The following is an 18,304-nucleotide window of genomic DNA, read 5'->3' as shown; positions in this document are numbered from 1 at the left end:
GTCCCGGCCGTTGTCCGGGGCGGGGTGTTCGCCGGGTCAGCCGTCGGTTGCCGTGGGGTCGACGATGCGGACGCCGAAGTGTGCGCTGAGGGCGGTGCAGGCGCGGCAGGGGGTGGCGAAGCTGCCGTGGAGGGGGTCGCCGTCCTCGCGTATGCGGCGGGCGGTGAGTTTGGCGTGCTTGAGGGTTTTGCGGGCTTCGCTGTTGGTCATGGGTCTGCGGGCGGCGCGTTTGCTGCGGGCGGCGTCGGCGGCGGCGATGTGCCGGGAGATGAGGATGGTTTCGGCGCAGCGGCCGGTGAAGCGGTCGCGTTGGGTGCTGGTGAGGGTGTCGAGGAAGTCCTGGACGAGGGGGTGGAGGGCGGGGGGTTCCTCGCCGCGGGCGGCGGTGCCGGTGAGGGTGGTGCCGCGGACGGAGAGGGCGGCGGCGATGGTGGGCAGGATGCCGTCGCGGCGCTGACGGAGGGCGGGAGCGGGGCGTGTGTCGGTGCCGCTCCAGTCGATGCGAGGGTCGCCGGCCCGCACGTCGGTACCTCCGGTCTGCGCAGTTTTCATGATCGTACTCATGATTGCTTTTCCTCCCCGGGCGTCCCCGAAGGACACAGGGTGCCAAATGCCGTGGCTCGTGTGGAAGCTGGGGCGGCGCGACACGCCAGGGTACGGACGGTCCGTCATGGTGGGGTGACGGCTGGTCACGGTGGGGGCGGGTGGGGTGTGGTGTGCGGGATGCGGCGGTGGCGGCGGGGTTGTGATGGGCCGGTGACCGGGATTCGGGGAGCGCATAGGCTGTCGCCATCCGCGATCGACACCGCCGTTCAGGCCAGAGAGAACGCCGCAGGGGGCAACCGCCATGACGACAGGTCGGCTCGGGCAGGAAGCCGCGCCGCCGAACGCGGCCTATGCCGGGCAGGTCGTGCACTTTCCGGATCCGGTCCGTGCGGCACGTCACCCGAGAGGGGTACGGGTCGATGAGCGGGGTTACCCGGATTTCTCGCCGTACGCGCGCGTGGCGGTGGAGATCGCCGAGCCGCCGGAGGGGTTCGGTGTCGACGAGTTGCGGCTGACGGACTTCGTGACGGCGAACGCGGCGCTGGCGGCGGCGGAGCACGAGTTGTGGGACACGGTGCCGGATGTGGCGACGCCGCACGGCTGGACGTGGCATCACGTGGCGGGGACGCGGCGGCTGGAGCTGGTTCCGGTCGAGGTGAAGGCGTTGCTGCGGCATCATGCCGGGCTGGCGACCACGCGGGTGGACCACGACAAGCGGGGGACGCGGCCGTTGCAGGAGACGCGGCCGGCGCACTTCGGGCTGCCGAAGCTGGGTGTGGCGGTGACCGAGGCGCAGGTGCAGGGGGTCGAGGAGGATCTGGGCTACCGGCTGCCGGGCGCGTACCGGTCGTTCCTGAAGGCCGCGGGCGGTTGTGCGCCGGTCGGTACGGCGCTGGACCCGGAGCTGGGTCTGCTGGTGGACCAGCCGTTCTTCACGGTGCGGGACGAGGCCGCGGTCAACGATCTGGTGTATGTGAACAAGTGCCTGCGTGACCATCTGACGAAGGACTACCTGTGTGTGTCGTTCGTGCAGGGGGGGCTGCTCGCGGTGAAGGTGAAGGGCGAGCGGGTGGGTTCGGTGTGGTTCTGCGCGTACGACGATGTGCGCGACGCCGATCCGTCGTGGTCGCCGGCGGAGCGGGTGGAGCGCCTGTTGCTGCCGTGCGGTGAGGACTTCGATGCCTTTCTGTCCCGGCTGGCGGGCAGTCCGCCGGAGTTGGAGACGGTGGCGAGCCTGATGGTGGACGGCGGTTTCGCCCGTGTCGTGCCGGTGTCGTCCGGTTCGGCTTCGTCCGGCCCGGTGGGGGAGTGAGACGCAGACGATGGTGACGTACGCGCAGGCGCAGGAGCGCGCCGAGGAGTGGATCAACGGCGACGTGCCCGCGTACCAGCACCGTGAGGTGCGGGTGCGGGAGTTCGAGCTGGGGTTCGTGGTGTGGGGCGAGGACCGTGCGGAGGGCCCGCGTTCGGACGCGGGCGGGCAGCGGCTCGTCATCGCGCGGGACAGCGGGGAGGCGACGCTGTGGCCCGCGCTGCCGGTGGGTGAGGTGATCCGCCGGTACGAGGAGGAGTACGGCCGTGCGGAGGACGCGCGGGACGCGGTGCCGGCGCCTGCTCCGGCGCGGGTGGATCTGAATCAGACGTCGTTCCTGCTGTCTCCTCCGGAGTGGTTGCAGGAGGCCGCGGACAAGCTGGGGATCGGTAGCAGGCCCGCCGCCGCGGGGTCCGCCGGTGCCGGCGCGGAGGCGGAAGCGGCGGGCGGCTCCGGTGCCGGCGGGCTTGCGGAGACGCAGGCCGGGGTGCCGATGGGTGCGCAGGGTGTCCAGGGAGCCCAAGGGGCCGAGGAGGCGCAGGGGGTGGCGGATGCGCCGGGCGCGGCTGCCGTGCCCGGGGCGCCCGCGGCTTCCGGTGCTCCGGGGGCGCCGGCTCCGGCGGATGTGCCCGTGGGGGCCACCCCGTGGGCCGGTACGGACACGAACGCGGACTCCGGCGAGGAGGACCGTTCGGTGCCGTTGCCCGCGACGGTGTTCGCGCCGCCGTTGACCGATCTGGATGTGGACGAGGTCGCGCCGCAGCGGCCGGCGGCCCCGCCGGAGGCGAAGACGGCGCTGATGTCGGGGGGCAGCCAGTTGCCGCCGACGGCGGTCGCGCCGGCGCTCGACACGTCGAACCTGCCGGGCATCCCGCCGGGCAGCACGCCGCCGCCCGTGCCGGGTGCGTCCGCGTACGGCTATCCGCAGGGGCCGGCGGTTCCCGGTACCCCGCCGCCGGGCGTGCCGGGATACCCGGGGGCGCCCGGTACTCCGCCCGCGCCCCCTGCCGGTCCCGGTGCGCCGGGTGTGGCGGCGGGGAGTACGCCGCCGCCCGTGCCGGGTGCGTCCGCGTACGGCTATCCGCAGGGGCCCGGTGCTGACCTGAGCGGGGCTCAGGCTCCGGCGGGCCAGGGTGAGCAGGCGCGGCCGCTGCCGCCGAACGCCGGGGACATCGCGGACGCGGCGACGAGCAAGGCGGCGCCGCCGCCGAAGAAGGGGCGCGGTGGCCTGAACACGCCGCCTCCTCCGCCGGGCGCACCTGGTGCGCCGGGCGCGCGCCCGGGGAACCCGCCGGTACCGCCCGCGCCGGGTGCTCCTGGTGCGCCCGCGGGCGGGTATGTGGCGACCCAGCTGGTGTCGGCGCTCGGTCCCGAGGGGCCGGGGATGCCGGGCACGCCGGGTGCCCCGGGTGTGCCGCAGCCGCCTGGTGTGCCGCATGCGCCGGGTGCCCCCAACCCGCCCGCGCCGCCCGGTGTTCCGGGCGGCACGCCTCCGGGCGGGGCGCATTACGCGGCCACGATGCTGGCCGATCCCAGTCAGATGGGAGGCGCGCCGCAGCCGCCGGGCGCTCCGGGCATGCCGGGCGCTCCGGGTGTGCCGCATCCGCCGGGCGTGCCCGCGGCTCCGGGCGCCCCGGGTATGCCGCCGGTCCCCGGCGCGCCGCAGCCGCCGGGCGCCCCCGGGGCTCCTGGTGCGCCCGGTGGGGGGCGTAACGCCGTGCACCACGCGGAGACCATGCTGGCCGGGCCCCCGGTGGCCGGTCCCGGCGTACCTCCGCCGCCGTCCGCTCCCGGCATGCCTCCGGGCGCCCCTCAGCCGATGCAGCCGATGCAGCCCATGCCGGCGGGCGGGCCGGTGCCGGGGCAGCCTCCGGCGTACGGGTATCCGCAGGCGGGGCAGCCGATGGTCGGCCCCGGTTACCAGGCGGTGCTGCGCTACCGGGCGCAGGACGGTTCGGAGCAGCAGCTGATCCGGCGTTCGGCGCCGGGTACGCCGCATCCGGAGTGGCAGATCTTCCATGAGCTGCGGGCCATGAACGTGCCGCCGGACCAGGTGCTGGAGCTGCACACGGAGTTGGAGTCGTGTGAGCTGCCGGGTGCCTACTGCGCGCGGATGATCCGGGAGCAGTGGCCGCAGGCGCGGATCACGAGCATCGCGCCGTACGGCACGGATCATGCGAGCCGGCAGCAGGGCATGCAGCAGTTGCTGGCGCACCAGGGTGAGCTGCACCAGGTCGCGGACGGTCCCGCGCGGCCCGCGCCGGTGCGTGCGCCGTTGCCGCCGGTGCAGGCGGCGCCGCCGGTTCCGCCGGAGGCCATCGCGCAGGAGCTGGCGGCGGCGTTCGGGCCGGGGGTCTTCCGGTTCGAGCAGCAGGCGGTGTCGCGGCAGGGTGTGCCGCCGGTCGTGGCGCACACGCTGGTGGTGGCCGGACTGCCGGTGGACATGGGCCCGTTCTTCTGGGCGCAGGCGCAGCCGGGCCGTCCGGTGCCGACGCTGGCGGAGCTGGCGGCCGAGCGCGGGGTGCAGCCGGCGCCGGACGCGGGGTCGTACCTCGTGATGGGGACCGACTTCGGCAGGGCGCTGTGTGTGCAGTACGGCACGGCGAACATCGTGGCGGTGCCGGTGGAGGCGGGGCCGGGCGGTGCTCCGGTGCCGCCGCAGTTCGTGAACACGGGGCTGCCGGAGTTCGCGCGCTGTCTGGCGCTGCTGGGCCGGATGTGGCGGCTGCGGTTCGGGCTGAACCAGGAGCAGGCGGGCCGTTGGACCGTCGATTTCCAGGCGCAGTTGGCCGCTCTGGACCCGGCGGCGCTGGGTTCGCCGGAGAGCTGGTGGTCGGTGCTGCTGGAACAGATGTGGGACGGCCTGTTGTAGCGACTGCCCTAGGGCCGTGACGTGACTGCGGAGTGTCGCGTTATGAACGCCTATGTCCGATCCATCAAGATATGCGCGAAATCATCCTGTCGTGTATGTCCGGTGGAGAGGGGTTCCCAGGGTGAGCAGCGCATCGATGCCGCCGCACGGCTTCGTGACGGTCCGGGGGCGCGGCTACCGCCCCGCTCAGGTCGACGCCTGTCTCCAGGCGCTGTCGCAGGACCGGGACGCCGCGTGGGAACGCGCCGCGCGGCTCACCGTGCTCGCCAAGGACATGGAGGCGGAGGTGCGGCGGCTGCGCGAGGCGGTCGCCCAGCTCGCGCCGCAGGACTACGAGACGCTGGGGGAGCGCGCCCGGCGCGTGTTCCAGCTCGTGCTGGAGGAAGCGGCCGATCTCCGGGAGCGCACCCGGCGCGAGGCCCAGCAGCAGGTGGTGGAGGCCGATGAGCGGGCCGAGGGCGTACGCCGGGAGGCGCATGAAGAGGCGGAGGCGCTTCGCGCGGTGGCCGACGAACGCGCCCGGCAGCGCCTCCAGGCGGCGCGCGCCGAGGCCGACGAGATCCGCATCGGCGCCCGGCGCGCGGTGAAGCAGGAGCGCGCGGCGGCGCTCGCGGCCTTGCGTGAGGCGCGGGAGCGCTCCGCCGCCCTGCTCGCCGAGCAGTCCCGGGAGCACGCCGAGCGGTGGGCCGCCGTCGAGCGCGAGGAGGCCGAGCAGGCGGCCGCCCTGGACGCCCGGCACGCCCAGCGGGTGAGCCGGGCCGAGACCGCTCTGTCGGAGGCCAAGCGGGCCCTCGGCGAGGCAGAGGAGTCCGCGCGCCGTCGCCAGGAGGAGGCGGATGCGCAGGCCGCCGAGATCATCGCCGACGCGCGCCTGCGCGAGGAGCGCATCGCCCGCGAGACGGAGCGGGTGCTGCGCGAGCACGGCGAGGCCTGGGACGACGTCAGCGCGCACATGGACCACGTCCGCAGCAGCCTGATCTCGCTGACCGCCAGGGCCGCCCTGGAGTAGCCGAGGCACGGAGCGCCCCGGCCCTCACCGGCGTCGTACCGCCCCTGCCAGGATCCAGCCCTCCACCGCCTCGTACTGGCGCCGTTGCTGCTCCGCCTTCGCGCGGCCCGAGGCCACCGTGCCCAGCCAGCCGAAGAGGAAGCCGGCCGGGATGGAGACGATCCCGGTGGTCGTGAACGGGAACCAGTTGAAGTCCGCGTGCGGGAACGCGGAGACCGGTGAACCGGACACGAGGTTGGTGCCCGGCATCAGCAGCAGCACGGTCAGCGTGCCCCCGATCAGCGTGCTCAGCAGTCCGCCGCGGGTGTAGCGGCGCCAGAAGAGGCCGTACACCAGGGCGGGTGCGAGGGCCGAGGCGCCGAGGCAGAAGGAGAGTGTGACCAGCGGCTGGAGGCTGTGGTGCTGGACCATGGTGGCCAGCAGGATCGTCGGGGCGCCGACGGCGAGGGCCGAGGCGCGGGCCAGGGCCATCTCGCGCCGGGCCGGCATCTCCCGTGCCCCGGTGGCGAAGACGTCGTGCGCGAGGGAGTTGGCGCAGGCGAGGATCATCCCGGCCACCGAGGCGAGCAGGGTCAGGAAGATCGCGGTGGTGACCAGGGTGAACAGGAAGGTCTCCGCCGCCGACACGTCCGTGCCGAACACCGCGCGCGTGCCGAGCAGATAGGCGGTGTTGCCCTGCGGGTCGGCCGCGGCGATCCCCGCGCGGCCCACCAGTGCCGTGGCGCCGAACCCGACCACCGTCATGACCAGCACGAACAGTGCGACGATCGAGACCGCCCAGGACATCGAGCGGCGCACCTGGCGGGCGCTGGAGGCGGTGTACATGCGCATGGTGATGTGCGGCAGACAGGCGCCGCCCAGCACCACGGTCAACTGCGAGGCGATCATGTCCAGGCGGGAGCGTGCGCCGGTGCCGAACTGGAGCCCGGAGCGCAGGAACGCGGGCCCGGCACCGCTCCTTCGGGCCGCCGCGGTGAACAGGGCGCCCGGGTCCCAGTCGAAGCGGTGCAGCACCAGCAGGGCGATCACGGCGCCGGAGCCGACCAGCAGCACGATCTTCAGGATCTGGATGAGCGCGGTGCCCTTCATGCCGCCGATCGCGGCGTAGCCGATCATCAGGACGCCGAGGCCCACGACGCATCCGGTCTTCAGCGACTCGTTGGAGAAGCCCAGGATGAACGCCATCAGCTGCCCGGTCCCGGCGAGCTGGACCAGCATCAGCGGCAGCAGGGCGGCGATGGTCACCGCGCAGGCCGTGATGCGCACACCGCGCCCCGGCAGCCGGCGGGCCAGCGCGTCGCCCATGGTGAACCGCCCGGCGTTGCGCAGCGGTTCGGCCAGCAGGAACATCAGCAGCATGAGCGACAGCGCCGTACTGAGGGCGAGGACGACGCCGTCGTAGCCGCACAGGGCGATCACGCCGCCGGTGCCGAGGACGGTGGCGGCGGAGATGTAGTCGCCGGCGATGGCGAGGCCGTTGCGCAGCGGCGAGAGGGAGCCGTAACCGGTGTAGAACTCGTCGAGGTCGTCGCGGTCGGGGCCGGTCATCACGCACAGCAGCAGGGTCACCGTGGCGACGGTGGTGAAGGCGATCAGGGACATGGTCTGCGCCGAGCCGCTGAAACCGGTGAAGGCGGGGACGGCGAGGGAGCCGGTTGCCGTGGTCATCGCATCGCTCCTCGTCGCGCGTCCAGTTCGGCCTCCTTGCGGATGCGGTCCGCGAGCGGATCGACGTGCACGCGCGCGGTGTGCTCGTACCGGGCGATCGCGAGCCAGGTGACGGGGAGTTGGACGAGGGCGAGCAGCAGCCCGGCCGGGATGCCGTCGGCGACCGTGTCGGTCATCAGGCCGGGGGCGTACGCGGACAGGACGAGGAAGAGGGTGAAGTAGCCGAGTGCGGTGAGGGTGGCGGCGCGGCGCTGCCAGCGGTAGGCGCCGCGCAGCACCCGCAGGTCGCTGTGGTGCCCGACCGGCGCCCGGTGCGGCGGGGCGGTTCTGCGGGACGGTTCGGGGGCCAGAGGCTGCCAGGGGTAGGTGTACGACGCGTTCCCGGGGTCGGCCGGGTACGGGGGAGTCGGCGAGTACGGCGAGTACGGCGAGTTGGGCGTGTGCGGGGGGTCCTGGGACATCCCGGGCTCCTTGCGCGGCTCGGGTCCGTGGCGGCGGACCGCAGGGAGTTGGGGGGAGCGGAGCCACGCACGTTACTCGCGAGTTCGGCCCGGTGGGGCGTTTTCACCGAACTGGCCGGTCGGTATGCGCTTACTGTGCGACCACCGCTCCCACCTCGGATGTTGCCCTGGGACATACGGGGCGCAGACGGCGCCGGTTCACTCGTCGAGCACCGGGAACCTGCGCGGTGCCACCAGCAGCAGGACCAGGAAGGCCAGCGCCGCCGCGCAGCCGGCGCCGAGGTACACCGAGTGCACCGCCGCGGCGATCGCCCGCCGGGTGGTCTCCGGCGCCGTACCGGAGCCCAGCGCGCGCGTGACGGAGTCCAGGTCGCCCGCGCCGCCCAGCCGTGCGGCCAGCACCGCGTTGGCGACGGCGCCGAACACCGACGCGCCCACGGTCTGCCCGGTCTGCCGGCAGAACAGCACGGAGGCGGTCGTGGTGCCCCGCTCCGACCAGCCGACCGTGGACTGCACCCCGACGATCAGCGGCAGCTGGAACAGCCCCAGCGCCCCGCCGAGCAGCAGCATCAGCAGTGCCGGCTGCCACCACGAGCCGGGGTAGGGCAGGAAGGGGAAGGCGAACAGCAGCAGCGCGGCCAGGCCGATGCCGAGCAGTGCGGTGTCCCGGAAGCCGATGCGCCGGTAGACGTGCTGGCTGAAGGCGGCCGACACCGGCCAGCTCAGCGTCCACACCGACAGCACGAACCCCGCGGCCACCGGCGCGAGTCCGAGCACCGACTGCGCGTAGGTGGGCAGGAACACGCTCGGCGCCACCATCAGCAGGCCGAGGGCGCCGAGCGCCAGGTTGACGGCCGCGATCGTACGGCGCCGCCACACCCACCCCGGGATGATCGGCTGGGCCGCCCGCCGTTCCACCAGGACGACCACCCCGGCCAGCGCCAGCCCCGCGGCGAACAGGGCGAGGGACGGCGCCGACAGCCACGGCCAGGCGACCCCGCCCTGCACCAGCGCGGTCAGCAGCACCCCGCCGCAGGCGAACACCGCGAGCGCCCCGGCCCAGTCCACGCGCGCGCGGGCGGCGGCTTCCCGCTGCGGCTCGTGCAGATGACGCACGACCAGCCACAGCGCGGCGGCACCGAAGGGCAGGTTGACCAGGAAGATCCAGCGCCAGTCGGCATAGGCGGCGAGCACCCCGCCGAGCCCCGGACCGGCCACCGCCGACACCGCCCACACGGTGGACAGCTTCGACTGGATCTTCGGGCGCTCCGCCAGCGGGTACAGATCGGCGGCCAGCGTCTGCACCGTGCCCTGCAAGGCCCCGCCGCCCAGCCCCTGCACGATCCGGAACGCGATCAGCGCCGCCATGTTCCAGGCCGCCGCGCACAGCAGCGAGCCCAGCAGGAACACGGATGCGCCCACCACCAGCACCGGCTTGCGGCCGAAGGTGTCGGACAGCTTGCCGTAGACGGGGAGGCTGACGGTGACGGCGAGCAGATAGCCGGAGAACAGCCAGGAGAAGACCGAGAACCCGCCGAGGTCGCCGACGATCTGCGGTACGGCCGTGGAGACGATCGTGGCATCGAGCGCCGCCAGTGCCATCGCCAGCATCAGCGCCGCCACGACCGCGCCCCGCCGCCTGCTGTGCTGCCGCTCCGCGGCGCCGTCGCGTATCGCGGGTGTCGTGCTCCCCACCGGATCCCCTCCCCTTGGCCCGCCCTGCCCCCGGACCGTGTCCCTTGCATCTATCTCTGCCCGGACAGCTTCCCACTTGACCCGCACGCGGCGGGAGGGTGGAGCCTGGGCGGGCCGAGGGGCGGAGCGATCCCGGACATCTCTCCACCCGGCGGTGGAGAGACCCCTAGGGGACCCTCCCTCCTACGACTCGGGGAGGGTTCGTCCCGGCGGAGGAGGAGACGGCACCGGGTCGCTCCTTAATCTGGCTTTACGCCGCTGGGGGGTGGCCGGCCGGAGCCTCGACGGGGCCGGCCGCGGGCGCCATGAGCGGCCGAACGAACCGGCGGGGGTGGGGTTTTCCCCCGCACAAGAGGGGGCCGCGCACCAGCGCGCCGCACCCCTCGGCGCACCGAGACTCATCGTCGTACCGCTTCACGACACCGCTCGTCGACCGACATAGGAGACATACCGTGACATCGGCTGTGACCATTCCCAGGCACGGGGGTACTGGAGGGCGTACGGCCGTTGCCGCGCGGGCGCGGCAGGTCGTGAAGGCGTACGGGTCCGGTGAGACCCGCGTCGTCGCCCTGGACCAGGTGGACGTGGACATCGCCCGGGGGCAGTTCACCGCGATCATGGGCCCCTCGGGGTCCGGCAAGTCGACCCTGATGCACTGCCTGGCCGGGCTCGACACCGTGACCAGCGGTCAGATCTACCTGGACGAGACCGAGATCACCGGTCTGAAGGACAAGAAGCTCACCCAGCTGCGCCGGGACCGGATCGGGTTCATCTTCCAGGCGTTCAACCTGCTGCCGACGCTGAACGCGCTGGAGAACATCACGCTGCCCATGGACATAGCGGGCCGCAAGCCGGACCGCGCGTGGCTGGACCGGGTGGTGGAGACCGTGGGGCTCGCCGGGCGGCTCAAGCACCGGCCGACCCAGCTCTCCGGCGGCCAGCAGCAGCGCGTGGCCGTGGCCCGCGCGCTCGCCGCCCGCCCCGAGATCATCTTCGGCGACGAGCCGACCGGAAACCTCGACTCGCGCGCGGGAGCGGAGGTTCTGGGCTTCCTGCGCCGCTCGGTGGACGAACTCGGCCAGACCATCGTGATGGTCACCCACGACCCCGTCGCCGCCTCCTACGCGGACCGGGTGCTGTACCTCGCCGACGGCCGGATCGTGGACGAGATGCACCAGCCGACGGCCGATCAGGTCCTGGACCGCATGAAGGACTTCGACGCCCGGGGGCGTACGTCATGACCGTCCTGAAGACCTCGATGCGCAACTTCCTCGCGCACAAGGGCCGCATGGCGCTGTCGGCGGTCGCGGTGCTGCTGTCGGTGGCGTTCGTCTGCGGCACCCTGGTGTTCACCGACACCATGAACACCACCTTCGACAAGCTGTTCCAGGCGACCGCCTCGGACGTCACGGTGAGCGCCAAGGGCGCCTCCGACACCGGGCAGACCACCTCCTCCACCGGCAAGCCGCCGGTGCTGCCGGCGGCCGTGCTCGGCCGGGTCCGCAAGGCCGAGGGCGTGCGGTCCGCCGAGGGCACCGTGTTCTCCACCGCGGTGACCGTGACCGACGCCCACCTGGACAAGCTGTCGCCCAGCGGCGGCGGCCCCACCATCGTCGGCAGCTGGAACGGCAACGACGCCCGCACCATGAAGATCACCTCCGGTACGGCGCCCAAGGGCCCGGACCAGGTGATGGTGGACCAGGACACCGCCACCAAGCATCACCTGAAGCTCGGTGACGACATCGGCATGATCTCGGTCGTCGGCACGCACCACGCGCGCGTGTCCGGCATCGCCACCTTCCAGGTGACCAACCCGGGCGCGGCCATCTTCTACCTGGACACCCGGACCGCCCAGCAGACGCTGGTCGGCCGGACCGGGGTGTACACCGACGTCAACGTCACCGCCGCGCGGGGCGTGAGCGACGCGGCTCTGAAGCAGAACGTCCTCGCCGTCCTCGGCCACGGCTACAAGGTGCGGACCGCCAAGGAGGTCGCCGACGCCAACCAGAAGCAGGTCGAGAGCTTCCTGAAGGTCATGAAGTACGCGATGCTCGGCTTCGCCGGGATCGCCTTCCTGGTCGGCATCTTCCTGATCATCAACACCTTCTCGATGCTGGTCGCCCAGCGCACCCGGGAGATCGGCCTGATGCGGGCCATCGGCTCCTCCCGCCGCCAGGTCAACCGGTCGGTGCTGGTCGAGGCCCTGCTGCTCGGGGTGATCGGCTCCGTGCTCGGGGTCGGCGCCGGCATCGGGATCGCCGTCGGCCTGATGAAGCTCATGGGCCGGATGGGCATGCACCTGTCCACCGACGATCTGACCGTCGCCTGGACCACCCCGGCCGTCGGCCTCGCCCTGGGCGTCGTCGTCACCGTCCTGGCCGCCTATCTGCCGGCCCGGCGCGCCGGAAAGATCTCCCCGATGGCCGCCCTGCGCGACGCCGGCACCCCGGCCGACGGCAAGGCGGGCCTGGTCCGGGCCGTGCTCGGGCTGGCCCTCACCGGCGCCGGCGCCTGGAGCCTGTACGCCGCCGCCACCGCCGAGAAGGCCAAGGCCGGCTCGGGCTGGCTGGGCCTGGGCGTGCTGCTCACCCTGGTCGGGTTCGTCGTCGTCGGCCCGCTGCTCGCCGGCGGCCTGGTCCGGGTGCTCGGCGCCCTGCTGCTGCGGATCTTCGGCCCCGTCGGCCGGATGGCCGAGCGCAACGCGCTGCGCAACCCGCGCCGCACCGGCGCGACCGGCGCCGCCCTGATGATCGGCCTCGCCCTGGTGGCCTGTCTGTCGGTGGTCGGCTCCTCCATGGTGGCCTCGGCCACCGACCAGCTCGACAAGACCGTCGGGACGGACTTCATCATCGCGGGCGACCAGCCGTACAAGATGGTCGACCAGCAGGCGGTGCGGAAGATCAAGGCCACGCCCGGTCTGGCCCGGGTCACCGAGTACAAGCTCCTGGACGCCTCCCTGACCACTCCGGACGGCCAGGTCTCGGCCAAGGAGACCGTCAAGGCGGCCGACCCGAGCTACGCCCAGGACCTGCGCACCAAGACCGTCGCCGGCACCCTCGCCGACGCCTACCGGCCCGACTCCATGTCCGTCGTCGAGGGCTTCGCCAAGAAGCACGGCATCACGCTCGGCTCCAGGGTCGCGGTCGACTTCGCCGACGGTACGACGGCGAGGCTGACGGTCCGCGCGATCACCAGCGACGACGTCGTGATCGACAAGGGTGCCATGTACACGTCCATCGCCACGGCCGCCAAGCACGTGCCCGCCGACCGGATGCCGCTGGACCAGATGGTGTTCGCCACCGCCAAGGACGGGCAGGAAGCGGCCGCCTACAAGGCGCTGAAGTCGACCCTGCGCTCGGACCCCTCGCTGGTCGTCCGCGACCAGACCGACTACAAGAAGGCGTTGCAGGACCAGATCGGCCAGCTGCTGAACATGATCTACGGCCTGCTGGCGCTGGCCATCATCGTCGCGGTGCTCGGCGTGGTGAACACCCTGGCGCTGTCGGTGGTCGAGCGGACCCGGGAGATCGGCCTGATGCGGGCCATCGGCCTCTCCCGCCGCCAGCTGCGCCGCATGATCCGCCTGGAGTCCGTGGTGATCGCCCTGTTCGGTGCGCTGCTCGGCCTCGGCCTGGGCATGGGCTGGGGCGCGACCGCCCAGAAGCTCCTCGCGCTGGAGGGCCTGCACATCCTGGAGATCCCCTGGCCGACGATCACGGCCGTGTTCGTCGGCTCGGCCTTCGTGGGGCTGTTCGCCGCGCTGGTCCCGGCGTTCCGGGCGGGCCGGATGAACGTCCTGAACGCGATCGCGACCGACTAGCGGGGAGGTCACGCCGTACGGCTTCGCACGGGCCTGTGGACAACCGGTGAGCACCACACCGCCGGTTGTCCACAGGCCCGACGGCGATCTCGGCAGCGTCGTAGGCTGGGGTGCGTCGCCCATCCCCCGGACGGAAAGCCCCCATGAGCCTGCACGGTCTGCTCGACGCCGTCGTCAAGGACCCCGCCCTCGCGGAAGCGATCAAGGCGGCCGCGGACGGCAACCGCATGCACGTCGACCTCGTCGGACCCCCCGCGGCCCGCCCCTTCGCGATCGCCGCCCTGGCCCGCGAGGCCGGCCGCCCGGTCCTGGCGGTCACCGCGACCGGCCGCGAGGCCGAGGACCTGGCCGCCGCGCTGCGCTCCCTGCTGCCGTCCGAGGGCGTCGTCGAGTACCCCGCCTGGGAGACGCTCCCGCACGAGCGGCTCAGCCCGCGCAGCGACACCGTGGGCCGCCGCCTCGCCGTCCTGCGCCGCCTCGCCCACCCCAGCCCCGACGACCCCGAGACCGGCCCCGTCTCGGTGGTCGTGGCACCGGTGCGCTCCGTGCTCCAGCCGCAGGTCAAGGGCCTCGGCGACCTGGAGCCGGTGGCCCTGCGCACGGGCCAGACCGCCGAGCTGGGCGCTGTGGTCGAAGCCCTCGCGGCCGCCGCCTACGCACGCGTGGAGCTGGTCGAGAAGCGCGGCGAGTTCGCCGTGCGCGGCGGCATCCTGGACGTGTTCCCGCCCACCGAGGAACACCCCCTGCGCATCGAGTTCTGGGGCGACGACGTCGAGGAGATCCGCTACTTCAAGGTCGCCGACCAGCGCTCCCTCGAAGTCGCCGAGCACGGCCTGTGGGCGCCGCCCTGCCGCGAACTGCTGCTCACCGACGACGTCCGGGCACGCGCCCGCGCGCTCGCCGAGGAACACCCGGAGCTGGGCGAACTGCTCGGCAAGATCGCCGAGGGCATCGCGGTGGAGGGCATGGAGTCCCTCGCACCGGTCCTGGTGGACGACATGGAACTGCTGGTCGACGTGTTGCCCAAGGGCGCCATGGCCGTCGTCTGCGACCCGGAGCGGGTCCGCACCCGCGCATCCGACCTCGTCGCCACCAGCCAGGAGTTCCTCCAGGCGTCCTGGGCGGCCACCGCGGGCGGCGGCGAGGCCCCCATCGACGTCGGCGCGGCCTCCCTGTGGTCCATCGCCGACATCCGCGACCGCGCGCGCGAGCTGGACATGATGTGGTGGTCCGTCTCGCCGTTCGCCGCCGACGCGGCGGGCGACCCGGACACCCTCAAGCTCGGCATGCACGCACCCGAGGCCTACCGCGGCGACACCGCGCGGGCGCTCGCCGACACCAAGGGCTGGCTCGCCGACGGCTGGCGCGCGGTGTTCGTCACCGAGGGCCACGGCCCGGCCGCCCGCACCGTGGAGGTGCTCGGCGGCGAGGGCATCCCCGCCCGGCTCGACGCCGACCTCGGCGAACCGGGCCCCTCGGTGGTGCACGTCTCCTGCGGCTCGATCGAGTACGGCTTCGTGGACCCGGCGCTCAGACTCGCCGTGCTCACCGAGACCGACCTGTCCGGCCAGCGCACCGCCGGCCGCGACGGCGCCCGGATGCCGGCCCGCCGCCGCAAGACCATCGACCCGCTCACCCTGGAACCGGGCGACTACATCGTCCACGAACAGCACGGCGTGGGCCGCTACATCGAGATGGTGCAGCGCACCGTGCAGGGCGCCACCCGCGAGTACCTGGTCGTGGAGTACGCGCCCGCCAAGCGCGGCCAGCCCGGCGACCGGCTGTACATCCCGACCGACCAGCTGGAGCAGATCACCAAGTACGTCGGCGGCGAGGCCCCGACCCTGCACCGGCTGGGCGGCGCGGACTGGACGAAGACCAAGGCCCGCGCGAAGAAGGCGGTCAAGGAGATCGCCGCCGACCTGATCAAGCTGTACAGCGCGCGGATGGCCGCCCCCGGCCATGCCTTCGGCACGGACACACCCTGGCAGCGCGAGCTGGAGGACGCCTTCCCGTACGCGGAGACCCCCGACCAGCTCACCACCATCGCCGAGGTCAAGGAGGACATGGAGAAGTCGGTCCCGATGGACCGCCTGATCTGCGGCGACGTGGGCTACGGCAAGACCGAGATCGCGGTGCGGGCCGCCTTCAAGGCCGTACAGGACGGCAAGCAGGTCGCCGTCCTGGTGCCGACGACCCTGCTGGTGCAGCAGCACTTCGGCACCTTCTCCGAGCGGTACGGGCAGTTCCCGGTGACCGTGAAGGCGCTGTCCCGGTTCCAGACCGACACCGAGGCGAAGGCCGTCCTGGAGGGCCTGAAGGAGGGCACGGTGGACGTCGTCATCGGCACCCACCGGCTGTTCTCCTCCGAGACCAAGTTCAAGGACCTCGGGCTGGTCATCGTCGACGAGGAGCAGCGCTTCGGCGTCGAGCACAAGGAGCAGCTGAAGAAGCTCCGCGCCAACGTCGACGTGCTCACCATGTCCGCGACCCCGATCCCGCGCACCCTGGAGATGGCGGTCACCGGCATCCGCGAGATGTCCACGATCACCACCCCGCCGGAGGAGCGGCACCCGGTGCTCACCTTCGTCGGGCCGTACGAGGAGCGGCAGATCGGCGCCGCCATCCGCCGCGAACTGCTGCGCGAGGGCCAGGTCTTCTACATCCACAACCGGGTCGAGTCCATCGACCGCGCGGCGGCCCGGCTGCGCGAGATCGTCCCCGAGGCGCGGATCGCGACGGCCCACGGCCAGATGTCGGAGGCGGCGCTGGAGCAGGTGGTCGTCGACTTCTGGGAGAAGAGATTCGACGTCCTCGTCTCGACCACGATCGTCGAGTCCGGCATCGACATCTCCAACGCCAACACGCTGATCGTGGAGCGCGGCGACACCTTCGGCCTGTCCCAGCTGCACCAGCTGCGCGGCCGCGTCGGCCGGGGCCGGGAGCGCGGTTACGCCTACTTCCTCTACCCGCCGGAGAAGCCGCTCACGGAGACCGCGCACGAGCGCCTGGCGACCATCGCCCAGCACACCGAGATGGGCGCGGGCATGTACGTCGCCATGAAGGACCTGGAGATCCGCGGCGCCGGAAACCTCCTCGGCGGCGAACAGTCCGGCCATATCGCGGGCGTCGGCTTCGACCTGTACGTCCGGATGGTCGGCGAGGCGGTCGCCGACTACCGGCGCCAGCTGGAGACCGGGGAGATCGAGGAGGAAGCCCCCCTCGAGGTCAAGATCGAGCTGCCCGTCGACGCGCACGTCCCGCACGACTACGCGCCCGGCGAGCGGCTCCGCCTCCAGGCGTACCGGTCCATCGCCTCCGCCAACTCCGAGGAGGACGTCAAGGCCGTCCGCGAGGAACTCACCGACCGCTACGGCAAGCTGCCCGAGCCGGTGGAGAACCTGCTGCTGGTGGCCGGGCTGCGGATGCTCGCGCGCGCGTGCGGCGTCGGTGAGATCGTGCTCCAGGGCACCAACATCCGCTTCGCCCCGGTGGAGCTGCGCGAGTCGCAGGAGCTGCGGCTCAAGCGGCTCTATCCGGGCACGGTCATCAAGCCCACCGCGCACCAGGTGCTGGTACCCCGCCCGAAGACCGCGAAGGTCGGCGGCAAGCCGCTGGTCGGCCGCGAACTGCTGGCGTGGGTCGGGGAGTTCCTCGCCTCGGTCCTGGGCTCCTGAGCGAGGGGCGGGGGCGCGGGTGCGGATCGGCGAGCTGGCCAAGGCCACCGGTGCGACCCCGCGCGCCCTGCGCCACTACGAGCAGCAGGGCCTGATCACCGCCACGCGCGCGTGCAACGGCTACCGCGAGTACGACACCGGTACGGCCGTCCGCGTCCGCAACATCCGCCGACTGCTGGAGGCGGGCCTCACCCTGGACGACGTACGGGTCTTCCTGCCCTGCCTGGACGGCGACGTCACCGCCGGCCCACCCTCTGCCAAGGGGCTGCGGATCGCCCGCGACCGGCTCGCGGTACTGGACGCGCGCATAGCGGCACAGACGGCGGTCCGGGACCGGCTGGCGACGGCACTGCGGGAGGCGGGCGCGGGGATGCCGTGACCGGGCGGGCGGTCGGGATGCCGTGACCGGGCGGGCGGTCGGGATGCCGTTACCGGACCGGCGGTCGGGATGCCATGAGGGGTCAGGCGACTACCGCGCCGCCGTCCACCGGCAGGACGACACCCGTCACGAACGACGCCTCGGGCGAGGCCAGCCGGGTGATGGCCCAGGCGACCTCCTCGGGGCGGCCGATCCGGCCGAGCGGGGTGTGCGCCAGCTGCCAGGCGCGCACCGCGGCCAGCCGCTCGGGGCCGTACCCCGCGTGCTCGTTGATGGGCGTCCCGATCGCGCCGGGGGCCACCGCCACCACCCGGATCCCGTGCGGCGCCAGTTCCACCGCCCAGCTGCGGGTCAGCGTCTCCAGGGCCGCCTTGCCCGCCGCGTACAGGGAGTTGCCGGGCCAGGCGCGCTGCCCGACGGAGGTCGTCACGTTCACCACGACACCCCGGCTCTCCTCCAGCGCGGGGAGCGCCGCGCGGGTGAGCAGGACGGGGGCGAGCAGGTTGGTGTCCAGCAGTGGACGTACGGACGCGCGCGTGTATCCGCGCAGCGAGTCACCGGTGACGACGCCGGCGTTGTTGACGAGGACGTCGATCCGGCCGTACCGCTCCAGCGTGGCGCGTACGACGGTCTCGGGGCTGTCCTCGGCGGTCAGGTCGGCGGGCAGGGGGCTGATCCCGGGATGACCGTCGGCGGTCTCGGCGAGTGGTGCCGGGCGTCGGCCGACGGCGACGACCCGGGCGCCCTCGGCGGCGAACGCGCGAGCGGTGGCGCGGCCGATGCCGGTACCGGCGCCGGTGACGAGGACGGTACGGGAACCCGGGGCGGATGCGGTCTCGTTCATGTGACGCATCCTCGGACCCTG

The 18,304-nt window shown here is 73.0% G+C and carries 12 protein-coding genes; 7 read left to right on the top strand and 5 right to left on the bottom strand.

Features of this window, described 5'->3' with window-relative positions:
- Positions 1–36: 36 nt before the first annotated feature.
- Positions 37–564, bottom strand: coding sequence for a YwqJ-related putative deaminase (locus ACZ5CZ_RS27060; RefSeq protein WP_385844927.1), 528 nt, complete (start codon positions 562–564; stop codon positions 37–39).
- Between the two features lie 283 nt (positions 565–847).
- Between ACZ5CZ_RS27060 and ACZ5CZ_RS27055 the strand changes: the two genes are divergently transcribed.
- The 3 genes from ACZ5CZ_RS27055 (at position 848) to ACZ5CZ_RS27045 (ending at position 5,739) form a co-directional block, all read left to right on the top strand.
- Positions 848–1,858 (top strand): SMI1/KNR4 family protein, encoded by a 1,011-nt coding sequence (locus tag ACZ5CZ_RS27055; RefSeq protein WP_385844926.1) that lies wholly within the window; start codon positions 848–850, stop codon positions 1,856–1,858.
- 10 nt (positions 1,859–1,868) lie between these two features.
- Positions 1,869–4,730, top strand: a complete 2,862-nt coding sequence (locus ACZ5CZ_RS27050) for an SUKH-4 family immunity protein (RefSeq protein ID WP_468946759.1) — start codon at positions 1,869–1,871, stop codon at positions 4,728–4,730.
- 121 nt (positions 4,731–4,851) lie between these two features.
- Entirely contained in the window at positions 4,852–5,739 is an 888-nt protein-coding gene (locus ACZ5CZ_RS27045; protein WP_468946757.1) for a cellulose-binding protein, read from the top strand.
- Positions 5,740–5,763: 24 nt separating this feature from the next.
- Here ACZ5CZ_RS27045 and ACZ5CZ_RS27040 read toward each other — a convergent pair whose 3' ends face one another.
- The 3 genes from ACZ5CZ_RS27040 to ACZ5CZ_RS27030 form a co-directional block, all read right to left on the bottom strand.
- Positions 5,764–7,407: a sodium/solute symporter gene (locus ACZ5CZ_RS27040; RefSeq protein WP_385844922.1), complete on the bottom strand. Its 1,644-nt coding sequence runs from the start codon at positions 7,405–7,407 to the stop codon at positions 5,764–5,766.
- Positions 7,404–7,868, bottom strand: a complete 465-nt coding sequence (locus ACZ5CZ_RS27035; protein ID WP_468946754.1) for a DUF485 domain-containing protein — start codon at positions 7,866–7,868, stop codon at positions 7,404–7,406. Before ACZ5CZ_RS27035 ends, ACZ5CZ_RS27040 begins: the two co-directional genes overlap by 4 nt.
- A gap of 198 nt (positions 7,869–8,066) precedes the next feature.
- On the bottom strand, positions 8,067–9,563 hold the full coding sequence (locus ACZ5CZ_RS27030; RefSeq protein ID WP_468946752.1) for an MFS transporter: 1,497 nt from the start codon (positions 9,561–9,563) through the stop codon (positions 8,067–8,069).
- A gap of 452 nt (positions 9,564–10,015) precedes the next feature.
- Here ACZ5CZ_RS27030 and ACZ5CZ_RS27025 point away from each other — a divergent pair, with 452 nt between their 5' ends.
- The 4 genes from ACZ5CZ_RS27025 (at position 10,016) to ACZ5CZ_RS27010 (ending at position 17,439) form a co-directional block, all read left to right on the top strand.
- Positions 10,016–10,804, top strand: coding sequence for an ABC transporter ATP-binding protein (locus ACZ5CZ_RS27025; protein ID WP_385844918.1), 789 nt, complete (start codon positions 10,016–10,018; stop codon positions 10,802–10,804).
- Positions 10,801–13,383 (top strand): ABC transporter permease, encoded by a 2,583-nt coding sequence (locus ACZ5CZ_RS27020; protein WP_468946748.1) that lies wholly within the window; start codon positions 10,801–10,803, stop codon positions 13,381–13,383. The genes ACZ5CZ_RS27025 and ACZ5CZ_RS27020 overlap by 4 nt, the downstream gene beginning before the upstream one ends.
- A 143-nt stretch (positions 13,384–13,526) precedes the next feature.
- Positions 13,527–17,060 carry a transcription-repair coupling factor gene (gene mfd / locus ACZ5CZ_RS27015; RefSeq protein ID WP_468946745.1) on the top strand — a complete coding sequence of 1,178 codons (3,534 nt, stop codon included), beginning with the start codon at positions 13,527–13,529 and terminating at the stop codon, positions 17,058–17,060.
- Between the two features lie 19 nt (positions 17,061–17,079).
- On the top strand, positions 17,080–17,439 hold the full coding sequence (locus ACZ5CZ_RS27010) for a MerR family transcriptional regulator (RefSeq protein WP_468946742.1): 360 nt from the start codon (positions 17,080–17,082) through the stop codon (positions 17,437–17,439).
- A gap of 82 nt (positions 17,440–17,521) precedes the next feature.
- Here the strand turns inward: ACZ5CZ_RS27010 and ACZ5CZ_RS27005 are convergent, their stop codons facing one another.
- Positions 17,522–18,292 carry an SDR family NAD(P)-dependent oxidoreductase gene (locus tag ACZ5CZ_RS27005; protein ID WP_468946739.1) on the bottom strand — a complete coding sequence of 257 codons (771 nt, stop codon included), beginning with the start codon at positions 18,290–18,292 and terminating at the stop codon, positions 17,522–17,524.
- Positions 18,293–18,304: the final 12 nt, after the last annotated feature.

The organism is Streptomyces sp. NPDC031418, assembly GCF_055581605.1.
The sequence above is the reverse complement of the archived record's forward strand: the minus strand, read 5'-3'. Positions and strand labels throughout refer to the sequence as shown.

Coding starts and splice junctions, on each gene's coding strand:
- ACZ5CZ_RS27060 (WP_385844927.1), bottom strand. CDS start 564: ATGAGTACGATCATGAAAACTGCGCAGACCGGAGGTACCGACGTGCGG.
- ACZ5CZ_RS27055 (WP_385844926.1), top strand. CDS start 848: ATGACGACAGGTCGGCTCGGGCAGGAAGCCGCGCCGCCGAACGCGGCC.
- ACZ5CZ_RS27050 (WP_468946759.1), top strand. CDS start 1,869: ATGGTGACGTACGCGCAGGCGCAGGAGCGCGCCGAGGAGTGGATCAAC.
- ACZ5CZ_RS27040 (WP_385844922.1), bottom strand. CDS start 7,407: ATGACCACGGCAACCGGCTCCCTCGCCGTCCCCGCCTTCACCGGTTTC.
- ACZ5CZ_RS27035 (WP_468946754.1), bottom strand. CDS start 7,868: ATGTCCCAGGACCCCCCGCACACGCCCAACTCGCCGTACTCGCCGTAC.
- ACZ5CZ_RS27020 (WP_468946748.1), top strand. CDS start 10,801: ATGACCGTCCTGAAGACCTCGATGCGCAACTTCCTCGCGCACAAGGGC.
- mfd (WP_468946745.1), top strand. CDS start 13,527: ATGAGCCTGCACGGTCTGCTCGACGCCGTCGTCAAGGACCCCGCCCTC.
- ACZ5CZ_RS27005 (WP_468946739.1), bottom strand. CDS start 18,292: ATGCGTCACATGAACGAGACCGCATCCGCCCCGGGTTCCCGTACCGTC.